Source organism: Bacillus sp. FSL R5-0654 (genome assembly GCF_038008745.1).
Taxonomy (GTDB): Bacteria; Bacillota; Bacilli; order Bacillales; family Bacillaceae; genus Bacillus; species Bacillus safensis.
Window position 1 is genome coordinate 3,665,006 of record NZ_JBBOZV010000001.1, and the last position, 19,682, is coordinate 3,684,687.

The 19,682-nt window shown below is 40.1% G+C and carries 17 protein-coding genes; 6 read left to right on the plus strand and 11 right to left on the minus strand.

Annotation, left to right across the window (positions count from 1 at the left end):
- Positions 1-23: 23 nt before the first annotated feature.
- From NSS76_RS18720 to NSS76_RS18745, 6 genes are all read right to left on the minus strand, one after another.
- On the minus strand, positions 24-974 hold the full coding sequence (locus NSS76_RS18720; RefSeq protein ID WP_024423967.1) for an ABC transporter permease: 951 nt from the start codon (positions 972-974) through the stop codon (positions 24-26).
- Positions 971-1,900 (minus strand): ABC transporter ATP-binding protein, encoded by a 930-nt coding sequence (locus tag NSS76_RS18725; protein WP_024423968.1) that lies wholly within the window; start codon positions 1,898-1,900, stop codon positions 971-973. Before NSS76_RS18725 ends, NSS76_RS18720 begins: the two co-directional genes overlap by 4 nt.
- Positions 1,901-2,220: 320 nt before the next feature.
- Complete coding sequence (locus NSS76_RS18730; protein ID WP_024423969.1) at positions 2,221-2,559, minus strand: zinc ribbon domain-containing protein YjdM; 339 nt, start codon at positions 2,557-2,559, stop codon at positions 2,221-2,223.
- A 93-nt stretch (positions 2,560-2,652) separates the two neighbouring features.
- Entirely contained in the window at positions 2,653-3,792 is a 1,140-nt protein-coding gene (locus tag NSS76_RS18735) for a glycerate kinase (protein WP_024423970.1), read from the minus strand.
- Positions 3,793-3,821: 29 nt separating this feature from the next.
- Positions 3,822-5,093 carry a GntP family permease gene (locus NSS76_RS18740; RefSeq protein WP_024423971.1) on the minus strand — a complete coding sequence of 424 codons (1,272 nt, stop codon included), beginning with the start codon at positions 5,091-5,093 and terminating at the stop codon, positions 3,822-3,824.
- 119 nt (positions 5,094-5,212) lie between these two features.
- Positions 5,213-6,325, minus strand: a complete 1,113-nt coding sequence (locus NSS76_RS18745) for a CdaR family transcriptional regulator (RefSeq protein ID WP_024423972.1) — start codon at positions 6,323-6,325, stop codon at positions 5,213-5,215.
- Positions 6,326-6,486: 161 nt separating this feature from the next.
- Between NSS76_RS18745 and NSS76_RS18750 the strand changes: the two genes are divergently transcribed.
- From NSS76_RS18750 to NSS76_RS18765, 4 genes are all read left to right on the plus strand, one after another.
- Positions 6,487-7,137, plus strand: a complete 651-nt coding sequence (locus NSS76_RS18750; protein ID WP_024423973.1) for a TetR/AcrR family transcriptional regulator — start codon at positions 6,487-6,489, stop codon at positions 7,135-7,137.
- Positions 7,138-7,206: 69 nt separating this feature from the next.
- Positions 7,207-8,460, plus strand: a complete 1,254-nt coding sequence (locus NSS76_RS18755) for an MFS transporter (protein WP_024423974.1) — start codon at positions 7,207-7,209, stop codon at positions 8,458-8,460.
- Positions 8,457-10,784 (plus strand): FtsX-like permease family protein, encoded by a 2,328-nt coding sequence (locus tag NSS76_RS18760; protein ID WP_122632009.1) that lies wholly within the window; start codon positions 8,457-8,459, stop codon positions 10,782-10,784. Before NSS76_RS18755 ends, NSS76_RS18760 begins: the two co-directional genes overlap by 4 nt.
- 13 nt (positions 10,785-10,797) lie before the next feature.
- Complete coding sequence (locus NSS76_RS18765) at positions 10,798-11,559, plus strand: ABC transporter ATP-binding protein (RefSeq protein WP_024423976.1); 762 nt, start codon at positions 10,798-10,800, stop codon at positions 11,557-11,559.
- A gap of 32 nt (positions 11,560-11,591) precedes the next feature.
- Here NSS76_RS18765 and NSS76_RS18770 read toward each other — a convergent pair whose 3' ends face one another.
- The gene (locus tag NSS76_RS18770) at positions 11,592-11,804 is read right to left on the minus strand and encodes a hypothetical protein (protein WP_122632038.1); all 213 of its coding nucleotides are present in this window, start codon (positions 11,802-11,804) and stop codon (positions 11,592-11,594) included.
- Between the two features lie 411 nt (positions 11,805-12,215).
- Here NSS76_RS18770 and NSS76_RS18775 point away from each other — a divergent pair, with 411 nt between their 5' ends.
- Positions 12,216-13,394: a Rap family tetratricopeptide repeat protein gene (locus NSS76_RS18775; protein WP_024423977.1), complete on the plus strand. Its 1,179-nt coding sequence runs from the start codon at positions 12,216-12,218 to the stop codon at positions 13,392-13,394.
- Between the two features lie 97 nt (positions 13,395-13,491).
- Here NSS76_RS18775 and NSS76_RS18780 read toward each other — a convergent pair whose 3' ends face one another.
- The 4 genes from NSS76_RS18780 to NSS76_RS18795 all read right to left on the minus strand — a co-directional run bounded on the left by NSS76_RS18780 (position 13,492) and on the right by NSS76_RS18795 (position 18,947).
- Entirely contained in the window at positions 13,492-14,340 is an 849-nt protein-coding gene (locus NSS76_RS18780; RefSeq protein WP_024423978.1) for a PRD domain-containing protein, read from the minus strand.
- A gap of 30 nt (positions 14,341-14,370) precedes the next feature.
- Positions 14,371-15,837, minus strand: a complete 1,467-nt coding sequence (locus tag NSS76_RS18785; protein WP_024423979.1) for a glycoside hydrolase family 1 protein — start codon at positions 15,835-15,837, stop codon at positions 14,371-14,373.
- A gap of 4 nt (positions 15,838-15,841) precedes the next feature.
- A complete protein-coding gene (locus tag NSS76_RS18790) occupies positions 15,842-17,701 on the minus strand; it encodes a beta-glucoside-specific PTS transporter subunit IIABC (protein WP_024423980.1) in 1,860 nt (619 codons plus the stop codon).
- 352 nt (positions 17,702-18,053) lie between these two features.
- The gene (locus tag NSS76_RS18795; protein ID WP_024423981.1) at positions 18,054-18,947 is read right to left on the minus strand and encodes a hypothetical protein; all 894 of its coding nucleotides are present in this window, start codon (positions 18,945-18,947) and stop codon (positions 18,054-18,056) included.
- Between the two features lie 180 nt (positions 18,948-19,127).
- Between NSS76_RS18795 and NSS76_RS18800 the strand changes: the two genes are divergently transcribed.
- Positions 19,128-19,679, plus strand: coding sequence for a PadR family transcriptional regulator (locus NSS76_RS18800; protein WP_024423982.1), 552 nt, complete (start codon positions 19,128-19,130; stop codon positions 19,677-19,679).
- The last annotated feature ends 3 nt before the right edge of the window (positions 19,680-19,682 follow it).

Consider the following 19,682-nt stretch of genomic DNA (forward strand, 5'->3'; position numbering starts at 1 on the left):
TGTAAACCTCCTAAAAAATTAAATTAACCTGTTTTTACTTCTCGTTTTTGGAAGACGATTAAGGCAATAGCTAAGAAAATAGCCCAATAGATGACTAGGACGGTTAGTGAGAATCCTAGAGACATACCTTCGATAAGAGTAACCTGTTCCATAAAGTATTGGGATGGATCGTTTGCAAATAACAGATATTTTGACCAATCAAAGAAGAGCATTAAAATACCTGTGACTGATCCACCCACAATATACGCTAACACACTAATGGCAATGGAGATAGCTTCACTTCTAAACACTGTAGAAATGGCGAACGAAAGGGTTCCCAAAACGACAAACATCGCACAATGAGCAAGATAATAATAGACCATATTTGCAAACTGCGAACGTTCAATCACTTCACCATTTTGATACACCAAATTCACATAATCAGTGTTAAGTCCAAAGAAAATAGCTCCCAATATGAATGACAAAATAAATAGCACCACAACAAGTAAAAGAGCATACAGCTGCACCGTAATATATTTAGATATTAGGATCTTTAGCCTTGATGGTGGACGAATCAATAATAATTTAATTGTACCATGCTTGTATTCAGCCGACACAATGGTGGAAGCAATAATGATCACAAACACACCGACTAGTTGAAGTAAATTGGCGTTTGTTTTCACATAATCCCATACACTGTGGCTAAACTGATCAGCCGGCGGCAAGTTATGCTTGATTCGATAATCATTAATAGCGATCTCTTTTTCAAGCTCTCTTTTAAAGAAACCATTCTCTGTCTCTTTGAGCTCCTTCTTGTTTTCCTTATTCATCATTTCTAGCTGGGTTTTCCAATCACCTGAAGCATGATCTTTGTCATTTGTTTTCACTACAAAGATCAGCGTGGCAACCATACCTAACACAAGAAGCCCAACCATAATCCAAGTTCCAACACGATAACTGATTTTCATCCACTCGTTTTGAATGAGGCGAATCATACGTCTGCCTCCTTTTTACCTGTTAAGCTTAAGAACTTATCTTCTAAGGTTTGTTTTTCAATTTTGATCTCGTACAAATGAATAGACGCGCTGCTCAAATGACGGATTAATTCTGGCATTTTTTGTTCTGGCATAGAGAAAAATAAGTACTGCTCCTCTTCTCTTACAGTGACGCCTTCCTCAAATGCATCAATGAGCTTCTGTGCTCCTTCAAGCTCCCCGGCTGCTACCTTCATTCGATAATTAACCAAATCATCCTGCTTCGTCTCAGCACGCTGATCCTCAATCGCAATCAGCTTTCCGGTTTGGATAATTGCAAAGCGATCACACATCAATTCCATCTCTGACATGAGGTGACTTGAAACAATTACAGCCAGCCCTTCTTCCTTCGCAAGCCTTCTCAAGTAATCTCGTATCATTCGAATCCCCTCAGGATCAAGTCCATTGGTCGGCTCATCTAAGATTAGCAGTTTCGGTCTATGTATGAGTGCCTGCGCAATGCCCAATCGCTGTTTCATTCCTAATGAAAATGTACGCACACGCTTATGTTTCACATGCTGTAAGCTGACTAGCTCTAACAGCTCATCAATTCGCGCTTCATCCACTTTCCCATTCATTCGGGCAAAGTGAACAAGATTTTGTCTTGCCGTTAAATGATTATACATTTCTGGATTTTCAATAATCGCACCGACATGTTGGATGGCATGCTGATAGGATGTTTGAATACTATGACCATTAATCAGAATGTCACCAGATGTAATGGGAGAAAGACCGACCATCATACGAATGGTTGTTGTTTTCCCTGCACCATTTGGTCCTAAGAAGCCAAAGACTTCGCCCGCTTGGACAGAAAAGCTCAAGTCTTGAACAATCTTTTTCCCGCTAATATGTCTAGATACATTATGCAGTTCTAAAACGTTCGTCACGTTACCTCTCCTTCTTTGTCTAAGTATCATCTATCATTCTATTTCCTGATAAACACCATGATCCGTCAAAAATAGAAGAACACTTCCATATGGTACAGCAATGCCCAAAAGTTGTGAAGGGGATTAGCCAAAATTTAGCGAATCATCTGCCTTTTTTAAGGTAGAGTTAAGAAAACTGCGGATTTTTATGTGAAAAGAGGCTTGATTTTTTAAAAAATGAACCTTTTTCAACAGGTATATATGTATGGAATTTTGTTTGAGATTATTCCTTTCACCTATAAATAAAGAAAAGAGACCCTCTTACAGCCTCTTTTCATACATTATATCTTTTTCACAAACTCTGATTTTAATTTCATTGCGCCGAAGCTAGGAATTTTACAATCAATGTTATGGTCGCCTTCAACTAAACGAATGCCTTTGACCTTCGTTCCTATTTTCAAAACGGATGAAGAACCTTTTACTTTTAGGTCTTTAATGACAGAGACCGTGTCCCCATCACTTAACAGATTCCCATTCGCATCTTTGACCACAAGCTGTTCCTCTGCCGCTTGTTCTTGTTCAAGTGACCATTCATGCGCACACTCAGGACAAACCAGCAGACTGCCGTCCTCGTAAGTATAAGGTGAGCTGCACGAAGGACAATTTGGTAGATTAGACATTTTTGTTTCCTCCAACTTTCTACATCATTTATAACAATTTTACCACATTTCGATAGAAAGGATTGTGATAGAAAAGGAAACATTTTTCATCATTTACTTTTTTATTCCAATTTCTAACACAGCCGCGATATTCCGAGCTGTTCTTTCTACATGAATATCCGCATCTTGTATCGCCTCAGAAAGAGAGGTAATACCTGGAACAATGCTAAACAGTGCATCAATTCCATGATCGTGTACGACTGCACTGTCGTTTGCAAGAGAGCCTGCAATACCAATCACAGGCAGATTATACTGCTTTGCTGCTTTGGCTACGCCGATTGGGGTTTTTCCATAAATGGTCTGCCGGTCAATTCGGCCTTCTCCCGTAATAACAAGGTCTGCCTCCTTGATGACATCATCAAAATGAACAGCCTTCAGCACAATATCGATTCCTCTTTGTAAATCGGCTTGTAAAAAGCCTAATAAACTCGCACCAAGTCCTCCTGCCGCTCCTGCCCCTGCTGCATCTCCAAAGGATACATTGAACTGTTTTTCAGCTACTTGTGCAAAATGAGCCAGGTTCTTGTCTAACACTTGAACCATTTCTTCATCTGCTCCCTTTTGAGGGCCGAAAACAGCAGACGCTCCTCTCTCACCTGTTAAAGGATTATCCACATCACAAGCCGCCTCCAGCCGGACGGATTGCAGTCTTGGATCGAGTCCAGATAAATCAATTGAAGCTAATTGATGAAGTGCCCCGCCGCCTGACGTCAGGGAATGTCCTGTTTTATCAAGGAAATCTGCACCTAATCCTTGCATCATTCCAACGCCGCCATCATTTGTTGCACTTCCGCCAAGCCCAATGATCACGTGCTTCGCTCCTTTATCCAGAGCTGCAAGTATTAATTCACCAGTTCCTCTTGATGTGGTCCATAATGGATTACGTTTTTCTCGCGGTACAAGATGTAAACCAGAGGCTGCAGCCATCTCTATGACAGCAGTCTGACCGTCTCCTAACATGCCAAAAAAGGCATTCACAGGTTCACCAAGCGGGCCCGTGACCACTTGATGAACAATGTGTCCGCCAGTCGCATCAACCAAAGATTGAACGGTCCCCTCTCCTCCATCTGCCATCGGCAGTTTGATATACTCTGCGTTTGGCAAAATAGAATGAAATCCTCGTTCAATGGCACATGCTGTCTCATAAGCAGATAAACTTTCTTTAAATGAATCTGGTGCGATCACAATTTTCATCTTAAAGCCCCTCTTTTCTTAACATGTCCTCATCCAAACAGCTGGAGAACGCCAAAAATAATGGTCGATACAACGGTTAACGTCAAACCGATTAACGATTCAAAAGGCATGAGCTTCAAACGCTCTTTAATATCCATTTGAACACTTCCTGCTGTTGCATGGAAAAAGCTCCCGTGCGGCATATGGTCAAGCACTGTTGCGCCAGCATGAATCATGGCTGCCCCTGAGAGAGCAGATACACCAAGCCCAATCAGTGTTCCGCTAAACACACCACTCGCTACCGCCGTTCCTGCTGTTGTCGAAGCGGTCGCGGCTGACATAAATATCCCTGAAGCCGGCGCAAGTAAATATGGAGGTAAACCCGATGCATCAAGTACCTGAATAAACACATCTTTTAAGGAAGAATTCGATACGATTCCTGCTAATGTACCTGTCCCTAATAACATGATCGCTACACCTGACATTTTATGAAGCCCCGACATCGCATAATCATTGAGAAATTTCCCTTTTTTCATGAAAAGAGCACCTACAATCCCTCCAATCGGTAAAGCGATCATTGGGTCTATATTGATTTGAAAAAGCGGCCTTAAAGCCAACAATAAAATGGTCACCAGCGGACCAGCCAGTGCTTGAAAAAAAGAAGGTATTTGAACTTTACTTTGCCCAGTTTCCTCTTCAAGAACGGGTGTCCCTTTGTTTGCAAGCTTTTTAGCTAATACATATGTAACAGCCAACCCGAACACAGCTGGAATGATTCCTGCAGCCATCATTGAAGTCAGAGGTACACCAAAAGCGTCTGAAGCGGCAATGGCATTCGGATTCGGTGACATGATATTCCCTGCCTTCCCGCCTCCAATCATAGCAAGGAGAATTCCCGTTTTTGAGAGCTTTGCGCGTTTGGCAATGGCAAGTGCGATGGGCGCTACTGTGATAACCGCAACATCTACAAAAACGCCCACTGTTGTTAAAATCATCGTTGCAAGAGCGAGTGCTAATAGTGCCCTCGCCTCACCAAGCCTTCTCACGATGGCCTCAGCGATAGATAACGCTGCACCTGATTCAATGAGAACACCAGCCAGTACACCTGCGGCCATAATTCTAAGGACAGCCGGAATCATGTCCTTAGCACCTTCCATCATAACGTTGACGGTCTGAACAATGTCTACCCCGCCAACCAATCCGCCTATGAATGCCCCAGCCAGCATGCCATAAGCAGGTGATACTTTTTTTAGAATGAGAACAATCGCGATCACAAGCGCCGCCATGGCTCCCAGAGTACTTACCGTCACATCTCCACCCATTCTCAAGTCCCCCTAAAAATATCTTTCTCCAATTGTAAGCGTTTACCCTAAAGGATTGTGTTGTGAATCTGGATGAACTTTTTTAACTGACCACTCTACCGAATTGTGCATTTGCACAATCAAGGTAGTTGAGTCATTAGCTGCGCCATATAAAGCTCGATTAACTGTTTTACATGACGAGGATCTTTTCCGGTCAATCCTTGAATTTTGTCTAAACGATAACGCAATGTATTCCGATGAATAAATAAACGATCAACAATTCTTTGCAAATCACCGCCCTCTTCAATGTAAACCCTTAATGTATGGGCGAGCTCTGCTTCTTGTGTCAAAGGCTTGTAAAAGTCAGTCCATCGACTGTTCTTTTCAGCAATTCCCCTCATCATGAATAAGCTTTCCAGCTGATACGATTCAAAGAAATACATACTTTCTTCCGGATCAAGAGCCTTCCCTAACCTCAGGGCTTCTCTCGCATGCTGAAAAGAAATTGGCAGCTGGCTGATGTCTTCAGCGACAGTCCCTATTCCCACTAACACTTGGCCTCCTACTGCTCTTTGCATTGTTTTTTGCAGATGACCTGCCACCTGCTTTACTCGATGTTCAGGTATGGGCTGACTTAAAAGAATCAATTCATGACAAAAGGTCATGCCAAGTAAATCATCCGCCTTTTTATCATATTGAATCGCATGCATCAATTTATGAACAGCATCCTCTGAGGATGGAACGGGCTGAAAAACAATAGCCATTCTCCGCTTGTCTAAATCCATCCCCAGCCAAGCAGCTCGATTTTTCAGCTGATGATCCCCAACATCAGAATATGAAATCAACTGATTGACAATTTCACTCTCTATTCGATGACGCCATTGAACCCGCTCAAGCAGAAAAGATTGCTCTAACACCAGTTCAGCCGCCATCTTCACCAGCTCGGCATGGTGCCGAATTTCCTCTGGTTCACCAGTAATCCCAATCACACCAATCACTTGTTCATGGAAGCAGATAGACAAGTTAATTCCGGGTTTCACCCCTTCTAAGCGCAAAGAGGTCTCCTGGTCAATTTCCACACTGTTCCCGCTTGTCAGCACAAGTCGTGCACCATCATGTTTCTGGCCAATCCTGTTTCGTTCACCAGAACCAATAATCACACCATCTGCATTCATCACATTGATGTTTTTATGTAAAATATGCATCGTACGTTCAACCATTTCTTGAGCCAATTCACTGGTCAAAAATTGCATTTGTCATCTCCCCTGAAGGTTTTTTTCATTCAATGTATCATAGTGTCTTTGAACAATAAATGCAAAGTGTTTAAAAACCAGCCATTGACAAAGACACCCTGAAAAGTGTTTAATCAAATCAAGAACCGACCGACAGTCTAGTTAAAAGAAAGGATGGCTTTATGAGAACCGTTAAACATCCTGAGGAACGTAAAAATGACATATTAAACGCAGCCGAAGCGCTTTTTTCAACCAAAGGCTATCAGAAGACAACGATTATTGACATATTAAAAGCCGTTGGCATTGCAAAAGGCACCTTTTATTACTACTTTGCATCCAAAGAAGAAGTAATGGATGCCATTATTGACAGGATCATCAAAGAAGATATCATCGTAGCAAAGCGTATTGCAGCTGAGCCAGACCTTCCAGTCGTTGACAAACTATTTCGTATCATCATGGCGCAATCACCTCAGCAAGGAAGCCATAAACAGGGCATGATCGATCAGTTCCATCAGCCTTCTAATGCAGAAATGCATCAAAAAAGCTTAATCAAAGCCATTAAAGAACTATCACCAGTGTTGGCAGGTGTCATTCAGCAAGGTGTAGAGGAAGGGACATTCAAAACGAAGTATCCGCAAGAGACGGTTGAATTTCTTCTTGCTTCTGCACAGGTCATATTTGATGAAGGCCTTTTTCAATGGACAGCCGAAGAAAGTATACAACGCGCTTTAGCTTTTATTGATATACTCGAATCCTCATTGCATGCAGAAAAGGGGAGCTTTTCATTCCTGCTGAAGCGATTATCTGGAGAGCTGGATGAAAATAATCAGTGATTGGTCACTTCAATACCAATCCTGCATACATTATAGACTGACGGTCGGTCTAAAGGGAGAGTGATATTCATGTCTTTGTTATCCAAAAGAGGGTCATCCCACTTTATCTACCTCGTTCTCGGGCAGATTATTTCCGTTTTCGGATCTTCTCTCATTCGGTTTGTTCTATCTTTACACGTATTGGATATGACGCATCGAGTTGATTTATATGCCTTACTTTTCGCTTTATCCAATATCCCGCTCCTTCTCTCCCCGTTAGCTGGTGCAATCGCTGATCGGTTTAACAGAAGGAACTTAATGATTTTATTTGATGTCCTCACCGGCGTGATGATTCTTGCCTTTTATTTTTGGTTATTTTCGGGAAATGATTCACTCTATATGATCGGAGCTGTCATGATACTGCTTGGCGTGATGAGTACGTTCTATGCTCCCGCTGTCATGTCCAGCATTCCACAGCTAGTGAAACAAGAGCAATTAGAACAAGCAAACGGCATTGTCAATGGCGTTCAGGCACTTTCAGGTGTTCTCGCACCTATTATCGGAGGAGTTTTATACGGAATGATTGGAAGCCAATCCATCATCGGTGCGAGTGCTATCGTATTTTTTCTATCAGCCTGCATGCTTTTACGGTTAAACATTTCCTTCTCCCCTAGTCCGCTGACAGAGTCCATGAGCAAGGTGCTCATAAAAGATATGAAACAAGGATTTTCTTATATTGGCAGCCAGCCATTTTTAAAAAGAGCCATGCTGCTTGCTGCAATGTTAAATTTCATCCTTACACCATTTTTTATTGTTGGGGGTCCAATCATTTTAAGGGTCACAATGAAGAGCAGTGACATCATGTATGGAATAGGCATGGGCTTGATTGAGTTCGCTGTCATCGCAGGGGCTCTGCTAGTTGGACTTGTAGCGAAGCATTGGCGCATTCCTACTTTATATCGCTGGCTTCTTGTCATCGCAGTCATCTTGCTGCCTGTGGCGCTCTCAACATCCAAAACAGCTCTTCAATTTGGTACTTATCCAGCTTATTTTCTCTTTTTAGCAGGATGTCTTCCAATTGCTATGCTGCTAACTATGATCTCAATCGTTGTGATTTCACATGTTCAAAAGAAAACACCAAATCATCAATTAGGAAAAGTGATGGCCAATCTGACAATGGTTTCTCAATGTGCTGCTCCGCTTGGCCAAATGATGTATGGATTTTTGTTCAATACGTTTTCAGCCACCATGTATGTGACGGTGCTCATCGTCAGTACTTTCATGTTTGCACTAGCCTGCTTAACAAAAAATATGCTTCAGCATGAAGGAGAAGCAGCCTCATGAGATTAGCGTTTATAAAGAAAGACTTAACCCGACACCGTCTCATTTCAATCGGCTTAACCATTTGCATCATGATGACTTCATTTCTCGCAGCAAGTGCAGCTCAAATGATCGTACAGCTGAATGGTTCCATTTCTAACCTGCTCCATTCTGCCAAAGCGCCAGACTTTGTCCAAATGCATGACGGCGACCTAAATGAAAAAGACATTGAAGCATTTTCAAACAAGCAATCCATAGTAAAAGCCCATCAAATCGTCCCAATGATACCAATTGAACATGCAAACATCAGGTTCGGACATGAGCCTGCCAAAGCAGGTGTGATGGATCATTTATTTGTGAAGCAAAATCGCAACTTTGATTTTCTTCTAAATGAACAAAACGAAAAGCTCACTGTCAATAAAGGTGAAGTGGCTGTCCCAATTTATTTTCAACAAAAGTATCAGCTCAATATAGGTGAAACATTACTGATTGAGAAAGGAGCTAATCAATTCCCCTTTCGCATCAAAGCGTTCTTGCGAGATGCACAAATGAACCCCAGTCTTGTCAGTTCAAAAAGATTTCTTCTTCATAACGAGGATTGGGATGCAATAAATCAAGTGTTTCATCACAAAGAGTACTTAATCGAATTTTTACTACATGATGCCGCTCAGACAGATACCTTTCAAGCAATCTATCAATCATCACAACTGCCACAACAAGGTCCATCTGTCACACTACCTTTACTGCGTATGCTGAATGCATTGACAGATGGAATGGTCATTGCCATTCTCCTGCTTGTTTGCCTGCTGCTCATCAGTATAGCCCTTCTCTCACTCCATCTTGCTATGACGGCTTCAATAGAAGAGGATGAACGTGAAATTGGCATACTGAAGGTGCTTGGGATCCCTTTAACAAGAATCAAGCAATTATACGTTGGTAAGTATGCCGCGCTTGCTTGTGCAGGGTGTATAGCGGGATATGTGTTAACGCTTATATTTGGTGATATGTTTACAACCAATATTCACCGTTACATGGGGAATCAGCCTTCTTTTGCTCATTGGTTAATCCCGCTTTTTGTTTCTATTGCCACGGCAATAATCGTCATCTCTTGCAGCTATGCTGTCCTAAGAAAGTTTGGTCAAATATCAGCTGCTCAAGCACTTCAAGGCGTTATTAATTCACCGAATCATAAGAAAAAAATACCTATGCACCTCAAGAAAAGCAGGTTCATACCAATCAATATTTGGCTGGGTTTAAAAGATCTGATATCAAGAAAGAAGTTGTACACAACGATTTCTTGTATTATTGCACTCTGTACATTTTTAATGCTCATGCCTATTCAGCTATGGCATACCTTACAATCACCGGATTTCATCACATACCTTGGCTCTGGTAAAAGTGACCTTCGAATGGATATACGCCAAGGAAATCATCTAGCGAAAAATACAAACGAACTAGAATCAATGATTCGTCAAGATCAGAGCATACAAACAGCAGCCATCTATAAAACTACTTCTCTTCAGGTGAAATCAAAGGAGAACACATTAGAAACGCTCTACTTAGAAACAGGTGAGCTCTCAGCATTTCCTCTCACCTATTTAAAAGGGCGGCAGCCTTTAAAGAATGAAGAAATTGCCTTATCCGTATTAAATGCAGATTCACTTCAGAAAAAGATAGGAGAAAGAATCACACTCGTGAATAATGGGCATGAAATCCAAAGAACGGTAACAGGTATTTATCAGGACGTAACCAATGGGGGCAAAACAGCAAAAGCAATATCACAGCCATTTCCTCAAACAGCTCTTTGGCAAACCATTCAAATCCAACTAAAGCCAGGAGTAAATATTGCAGAGAAAAAGACAATATTTGAAAAAAAGGTATCTCCTGCAAAAGTGACAGATATGAAAGAATACGTTCATCAAACGATCGGCAGCACAGCAGCTATTGTAAAAGTCATTGCATTTTTTGCTGCATTAGCTGCCTTTGGAACCGCCAGCTTAATGCTATTCATGTTTCTGCACATGTTAAAGGCAAAAGATTCGAGCCGAAACCACATGCTAAGAACAATTGGATTTTCTATAACAGATATAACAGCACAATATATAACGAGTTTTATCGTTGTTCTCTCTTTTGGCGCCCTTATTGGAACAATCGCAGTCAATACCATTGGTCCTGCTTTGATGAGTATAGGTGGAGCATCATTAGGGGCGTCGAGCCTTCAGTGGCTGTCACCGCAATGGGTGTCAGTTGTGTACCCCGTTACACTAGTTATTGTCAATTTAGCTTTAACCACCTGGTTATTGAAGACGTTTTTTTCCAGTCCAACGACAAGGCAAACACTTTTATAAGGAGATGTTTCACATGGAACACTTGATTGAAACGAAGCGATTGTCATTGCATATCGATTCATTAAAAGGACAGAAACAAACGATTCTTAAGAATATTCATTTATCGATAAAGCGTGGGGAATTCGTGACCATTATGGGACCTTCTGGATGCGGGAAAACATCCTTACTTTATCAGCTTAGCGGCATAGAAAAAGCTTCAACAGGAGAGATCAAATATAAAGGCCAATCACTATCAGAAATGACAGACAAACAGTTAACTGCTCTGCGCTTAACAGAGATGGGGTTTGTCTTTCAGCACAGCCATTTATTAAAAAATCTTAATCTATTTGACAACATTATTGCTGCAGCTTATTTAGCAAAGAAAAAGCCAAGACAAGAATTGAATGAACGCGCTCAATATTTAATGGAAAAACTTGATATTGATCATTTGGCAAATAGATATTTGACAGAAGTATCGGGAGGACAACTTCAAAGAGCCGCTATCTGCCGAGCGCTCATGAATGAACCAGACATACTTTTTGCTGATGAACCAACAGGTGCTCTTAATTCCAGTACAACGAAGGATGTGATGAATATTTTTTCAAGAGTACACGCTGAAGGAGCAACACTGCTGCTTGTCACACATGACCCCAAGGTGGCTCTTCATTCTGAAAAAATCATGTTTATGAATGACGGAGAAATTGCAGACAGTTTACAATTAGGAAGATATGACCTTTCAACTGCCGAGAAACGAGAAATGAGATTAAATCAATGGCTGCAAGATTTAGGTTTTTAATTTGAGTACAAACAGGCAGGAAACTGCCTGTTCTACTTTTTTTGGCACTCAAACGAGTAATCCATAGACAAACTATTTGTTTCTAAGATGATTTTGCCGCCAGCTTGTTGACAAGATTCTGTCAGCAGCCCAATTTCTTTGCCATAAAAGTATCTCTTTGACATATATAGAGTCACTACAACAAGTAAAAGAGTCGTGATAATGACTTTGATTTGGCTGTTTAAGCTTTGAAATCTTTTTTTCATTTCAACATCCTTTCTAAAAGGTCGGAGTTTGTGTTTAATACTTACTTTTGTCGTCATCTACCAGTTTCTTATCTCATGATCTAGCAACATCATACATGATTTTCTTTCCTAGATCGACCTTCCATTTTCCCTCTGAAATAGCTAAAACTTCTTTATTCCAAATATACGAGCGATATTTTCGTTCATTATCATAAAGTCCATTGTATATATCCCTTTTTTAGATTTCCAAAAAGAGATTTTATTCATTTGTGCTAACAAGCAATCACCATTACAATATCGTATATCACATGACCTTAGGTCCTTTTTATTACCTCTTGTCAATCACCTCACCGAAACGATTATATTTTACCAAAAATTGTGATATCGTTTTTTATGAAACAGGTGAAAGGATCTTAAAGAGGTGAAATTTCCATGGCTATCATTTCTGCTGAACAGGTGGGGAATCGTTTAAATGATTGGAGAATTGCAATTCGCAAGCATGATGTACACAGTGCAAAAGCAATGTATACAGAATTAAAAGAATTAATTCAAAAAATGGAAGAAAATCAGGAAGTCTTGACCTATTACTCATTGCTAGAAGGCAAGTATAAGCTCATGTTATATGAACGGAGAGGTACAAAACTGAAGGAACAGCCAGAGCCAGATTGCCCCTCTAAAACAAACGACTTAATTGAATACTACTTTTACCTATACAAAGCCCTTTACGCTTCATATAAAAGAGACTATGCATCAGCCATTGGACTGTTTAAAATTGCCGAGAAAAAACTACAACACATTCCTGATGAAATAGAAGTAGCAGAATTTCATACGAAAATCGCTAACTTATATATGCTGCTTCGTCAAAGCCTGATTTCTCTACACTATATTCAGAATGCTATTGATATTTTCAAAAGTCATGAAGGATATGAGAGAAGACTAGCTGCAGCCTTTGTCATCGCCGCTGCTAATTATATGGACATTGGTGACTTTATAAGAGCAGAAGACTACTACAAAAAAGCATTACACATCGCAGACAGGCTCAACGATCATTTTCTAACATCACAGCTTTATCATAATATCAGCATTTTGTACGCCGAAGCTGGCGAATCAAAAAAATGTATTGATGCCCTAGAAAAGGCTCTTAGTGATGAAGACTATCTCTCTTCGTGTTACTTTCATCACTCCATGTACATGTTAATGAAAGAGCTGCTTTCTATCGATGAAAGGACACAAGCTCTCTATTACTTCGAATTGGTGAACCAAAAACATGAATCAGAGAAATGCCCCATCTATACAGCAAAAATGAATTTGCTTTACCATCTATATTTCACTGAAGATATGGCTCAAAAAGCTCAAGCCTGTTTCGATGAAATCAGCATTCTTAAAAAATTAAAAGATGCTGAAGGAGTCTGTGAATTAAGTGCATTAGCTGCAAAACACTTTGAAGAGCTGGGAGCCATTCATCAAGCCTATCTCTTTTTAAAGGAAGCTGATCGCATGAAACATCCTATCATTGACTGGGGGAATTCTAATGAAAAAAATGAGTTTATTGATCATCACTTTGACCATCGTTGTTTTAGGACAAGCAGGGGCTTTCAATTCATTAAATGATGGCAATCCTAGTACAACAGAACGACCTATCGGAACTTAATATAAACATTGGTCATACAAAGAACCACTCGCCTCATCAAGGCAAGTGGTTCCACATTTATTTTAGTTGCTGATAGGATATGAGGCGGTGTATATGTACCGCAAGATAAGTAAGCTCATCATTAGGAATGACGATACTATGCACCTGTTTAATATAGTCTTTGATTTTAAAAGCAACATCCATCGCTTGAGGATATAAGTGTGCAATTTGTTCAAATAACTCATTTTCTTGATCTGATAATAATTTATCAGCATAAAATCTTTCTACGAAGAATTTCACATGTGTAATGAACCGGCTGTAATGAATATTCTCTTGATCCATTTCCATATTCAACGTATAGCGCACAAGATTGACAATACTTCCGATCATCTTGGCGTATTTCATACCATCTTTCGACTCGGACTCTTCACCTAATGCATTAATTAAGTGAAAGGCGATATTGGCAGCTTCTTCTTTTGGTAATTGTATGCCCAATGTGTCATTGACTAACTCAAGTGCGTAATTTCCTACTTCAAATTCTTCTGTATAGTAATTTTTGATTTCCCAATACACGCGATTCGTAATATTAATATTCTTTTTATGACGTTCCACTGCAAAATTCAAATGATCCATTAAGGTAAAATAAACACCTGAATTTAAATTTGAGTTTAAACGTTTTTCTGCATATTGGACGATGTGTTGAGTTAAATCGATAAATTCCTGAGGCATTGAATCTAACAGTTGAAGAAATTCTTTTGCTCTCATGTTATCGACTGACATAAAGACTTGGTCCGCTTTTTTCTCTTCTATCATTTGACCTGGTTTCTGTCCATAGCCAATTCCTCGGCCGAACAAAACCATCTCCTGTTGGTTCTGATCTTCAGCCAGGACCACGCTCGAGTTTAAAACTTTTTTGATTTTAAACATCGTCATCACCTGTTTTCATGATTGTGGTGTTCAATCAAGCGATTCACCATTTGTCTCAATGACTTTTTTGTACCAATAAAATGAGTCTTTTCGAGATCGTTTTAATGTCCCGTTCCCGTCATCATCTTGATCTACATGAATGAAGCCATAGCGTTTTGACATTTGTGATGTACCTGCACTAATAATATCAATTGAGCCCCAGCTCGTATATCCGAAGAGATCGACGCCTTCTTCAATGGCTTCTCTCATTTGACGGAAATGTTCCTTAAAATAGTTAATACGATAGTCGTCATGAATTGAGCCATCACTTTCAACTACATCCTTTGCACCCATGCCGTTCTCGACAATGATAAGAGGTTTTTGATAGCGATCATACAATTCGATCAAAGAAATTTTCAGACCAACCGGATCAATTTGCCAGCCCCAGTCAGTTGAAGGAAGATAAGGGTTTTTGACTCCACGAATGGTATTTCCTTCTGTCTCTTCTAATCCTTCTTGGGCTGATTCCGTTAAAGACATATAGTAGCTGAATGAGATAAAATCTACTGTGTTTTCCTTTAAAATGGTTAGATCATCTGCTTCCATTTGAATATGAATATCTTTTCTCTCAAGCATGCGCTTGATCAGCGGTGGATACTCGCCAAATACCTGAACATCTGCATAGAAATAGTTTTCTAAGTTTTGTTTCAAAGCTTGTTCCACATCATTCGGGTGGCACGTATGCGGATACGTTGTCAATTTAGTCAGCATACATCCTACTTGGCTGCCTGGGATGATACGATGGCAATCTGCTGTTACAAGAGCAGATGCAATAAATTGATGATGAAGTGCTTGGTACACCGTCTCTTCCACTTTTCCTTCTGGACAGCGATCAGGAATAATTCCCGCTGTAATGAAAGAGTGGCGGTGAATACTATCAATTTCATTAAAAGTGAGCCAATATTTCACATCATCTTTATAACGTTCGAAACAAACATTGGCGAACTTCACAAAGAGGTCGATTACTTTTCTTTCAACCCAGCCGTTATATTTCACACTAAGGGCTAATGGCATTTCATAATGAGAGAGTGTCACGATCGGTTCTATGTTGTGTTTTTTCATTTCTGCAAATACACGATCATAAAATTGCAGCCCTTTTTCATTCGGTTCCGCTTCTTCTCCAGTAGGGAAGATACGACTCCATGCAATAGAAATGCGAAGTGTTTGAAATCCCATTTCAGCAAAGAGAGCCAAATCCTCTTTATAGTGATGATAGAAATCAACACCTCTGCGCTTTGGGTATTTTTTATCGTCTGGGTCTTTCATCGCACGATCTATATTTTCAGTGGTAACAGCAAGATGACCTTCATAATCTTCTACACTCAAGTTGGAACGGTACATTGCAATATCTGCAACAGACGGTCCCTTTCCATCTATATTCCAGGCGCCTTCTGCCTGGTTAGCAGCAATGGCGCCGCCCCATAAAAATCCTTTTGGAAAACCTTTGATTTTTTTCATATGATTATCCTCCTAATTGTGTTACAACCATCAATGTATCTTGACGATTGACCTCTTGTAATGGCTGTACCTTAATATCATATTGATCTGTATTTGTGACTACAGCAAGAGTTACTGGATCATACCCTGCTTCCATGATTTTTTCTAGATCAAATTCAATCAATAAATCACCCGCTTGAACACGCTCTCCAGCCTGCACCTTTGGATGGAAATACTGTCCTTCCAACTGAACGGTGTCAATGCCGATGTGGAATAATACTTCAACTCCATGGTCCGTCTTCATACCAAGTGCATGGTTTGTTTCGAACAGTAAGGTTACCTCTCCATCTACTGGTGCATAAAGTGCTCCCTTTGAAGGTACAATGGCAATTCCTTCTCCCATGACCTTTGAAGAGAAAATATCATCTTTCACTTCAGATAGAGAGATCATTTGACCAATCACAGGGCTTTTGAATGTTTCTCCTGCTCCAATTTTTTCAGCAAACCCAGCTTGGTCCTTTGTCTTTTCTTCTACAGTTCGATCTTTACCTAATACAAAAGCAGCGATAAAGGCGACAATAAACGAAATGACCGCTCCAATGATAGCAAACATCAAATTTCGCGGGAGCTCATCTGATATAAACATCGACATGCTTGCTAATCCAGGGCCAACAAGCACAAAGGCTTGTATACCAACTAAACCAATGAAAATCCCGCCAACAAACGAACCCATCATAACACTTCCAAGGACTCGCTTATTTTGCAGTGTCACACCATATAACGCCGGCTCTGTGATGCCAAAAAAGGCTGATATTCCTGCCGAAATGGCTGTTGATCTGAGTACCTTGTCTTTTGTTCGAAGTGCCACAGCAAAACACGCTCCACTTTCCGCGATATTATGCGCAAGTGATGCCGGTAAATAAAGTGCTTCTTTCCCAAGGGTTCCCATCGTTGTGACTGCATAAGGGACCATTGCTTTGTGCATGCCTGAAGCCACCATGAATGGGAGGACCGCTGCTAAAATTGCGACAGCTACCCAGCCTACCGTATTAAACATCGCAAGAATAATAGATGAAAAGCCTTGCCCCGCTGTAAAACCAATCGGTCCTAACAGAAGTAGCGTAACTGGTACAGTAATGACCAATGACATCATCGGAACGAAGAAAATCCGAATTGGTTTTGGTGAAAACCGTGTAAAGAATTTTTCCATTTGCGCGTAAAGCAATACAGAAAGGATTGCCGGAAACACTTGATATGCATAAGCTATATTTTTTACATCGAATGAAAGTAATTGCGCACCTTCTGTAAGCATCGCCGTCATGTTCGGCAGAAGGAGCGCACCGACTGCTGATAGAGCGACCAGTGGATTTACTTTTAGTTTATTCGCCGTCGTTACAGCAACTAGTAAAGGCAGAAAGTAAAGTGGTGCATCACCTACCATGTTCAGTATTTGATAGGTTTGTCCCTTTGCATCCATCCAGCCTAATAAAGAGAAAAGGAGGAGAAATGATTTTAAAATTCCTCCGCCTGCGATAGCTGGTACAAGCGGTTGGAAGACACCGACAATGAAATCTAACAGAACTGTGCCTGCTTTTCTTTTTTCTTTTGGCTGGTTGGATGGCACGTCTTGGCTTGATGAGGTGCTGCCTATTAAACTAGTTACCTTTTGATACACTTCAATGACATCATTCCCAATGACTACTTGGCATTGTCCTGACATTCTGACAGCTATAACACCTGGTGTTTTTTCTAGTGCTGGTACATCTGCTTTTTTCTGATCGATTAGTGTGAAGCGAAGCCTTGTTGAACAGTGTTCAAGGTGCGCAATGTTTTCTTTGCCGCCTACATGCTGTAAAACGTCTTTGGCAACTTGTGTGTAATTCATTTTTTCTTCTCCCCCTTTTCTCATACACGAGACCTATATTTTGGCAACAAAAAAAAGGATCTAAAACGACAAATAAAAGAAATTCATCGTTTTTAGATCCTGCCTGCATGACCAGTCACATGTCTAATTTATTCATATTGGATTTGTTTTTAGTATATATTGATTATATGAAAGCGTCAACATTTATTTTTCTAAAAATTATTAAGGTCTTTATACCCAAATTACTCTTCTTTCATTGTTGCAGTAACCTTCCTGTTTTTTTATACAATAAATATCCTTTTATCACTCACCAAAAACTACTTCCATCTAAAAACCAGATAAGTTTAAAATGACTTATCTGGTTTATCATCATCTATTTTTTCTTTTCTTCAGCCTGCTTTTTGAATGCTTCCGTTTGTTCTTGATATTCCTCTTTCGTGACAGCTTTAAATTCTATTGTACCGCCTGCCATTTTAAAAGGGAATTTAATTGATGTTGCATCTCGATCAGTTTCCCCTAAAGTAAACCCCTTTTCAATTGCAGGATAAGTACTCAAATCAAACATTATCCCATCTGAAACACCACCGGCTGTATGTTTCGTTTCTTTATATGGTTCACCACCATCTCCTGGAACCGTTCTCATCAAAAAAGAACCTGCCCATTCAGACTGCATATACATCCGTTTTACTTTTAGAAATAGCTGGTATGAACCATCCTCCGCTGTATACAGATAACCATAAGCGCCTGTTACTTTCTTAATAAAGTTTCTTACATAATCATGGAATCTATTCTCAGAGTCCTCCATCAATTCATCATATCGGTCATGAATATCCTTTTGAACAGCACGTAGTTTTGTTTGATCAACTGCTTTATAGGTGATGCTTTGCTTTTCACCTTGTTTTTTCACAGAAAGATCTTTTTCATCAAGGTGAACTTTATATGTGATCGTCTCTTTCTCTTGCTTCACTTGAAATTCGTAACCGTTTTCAACAGTTTTACCAGTTAATTTATATTTGTTGATAAATAGGTTGGGATCAAAATGTCTTTTTGGGTTTTCCTCCAAAATGGTTTCATTCAGATAACCAGTGACTTTCCCTTTTCTCTCCGTTACCTTGAACCAGTTCACTTGATCTTTTGTCTTATATACAAAGGCGTAATAGTTGTTCAATACACTCTTTTTTGCATTTGCTTGGTATGCTATCCAGCTGACAGCAACGATGACTATCACCGCTGAAATTGCTACGATCCAGATTTTTGATCTATTCATACATACCTCCTCTGATCATTGATCTGACGGATTTTTATTTATTCTATCAATATATTGTGATGCAACTCCTAGCGATCTCTTCACCTCCTTCATTGGATTTTTTCTAAAACCTCTTGTATCACCAGTAGATATCGTATATTATATATCTAAATGATATATCTTTTAGATAGGTGTGCTGATATGAAAAAATACAATGATACGACGTATGCGATTTTAGGTATTTTAACGACTGATTGTAAGTCAGGGTACGAAGTGAAGCAATTAATTGATAGAAGCCTGCATCATTTTTGGAAAATCAGTTATGGACAAATTTATCCAGCTTTAAAGTTAATAGTCGAGGAAGGCCTTGCGGAAGTTTCACCTGCTGCTACTTCTGGCCGATCAGACAAGCGGGAATATCATTTGACTGAAAAAGGACTGGATACGTTAAGAGAGTGGCTGGCGCAGCCGCTCGATCAATTACCAACAGAGCGTAATGAGGTGTTATTAAAGTTATTCTTCGGTCAATATCTTTCGTTTGAGAAAAAATTGGTGCTTTTACAGGATTATGAGCGGCAGCTCCGTATTCGTTATGAAACTTATGTGTCAATTGAACAAAACATTCAAGAGCTTTATCCAGATGAAGCGGATGCGAAGTATTGGCTGTTTACTTTAGATTATGGGAAAAGAGTGGCTCAAGCAGGCATTGATTGGTGCGTGGAAACATTCCATTCGATGAAGAAGGAAGGGTAAATG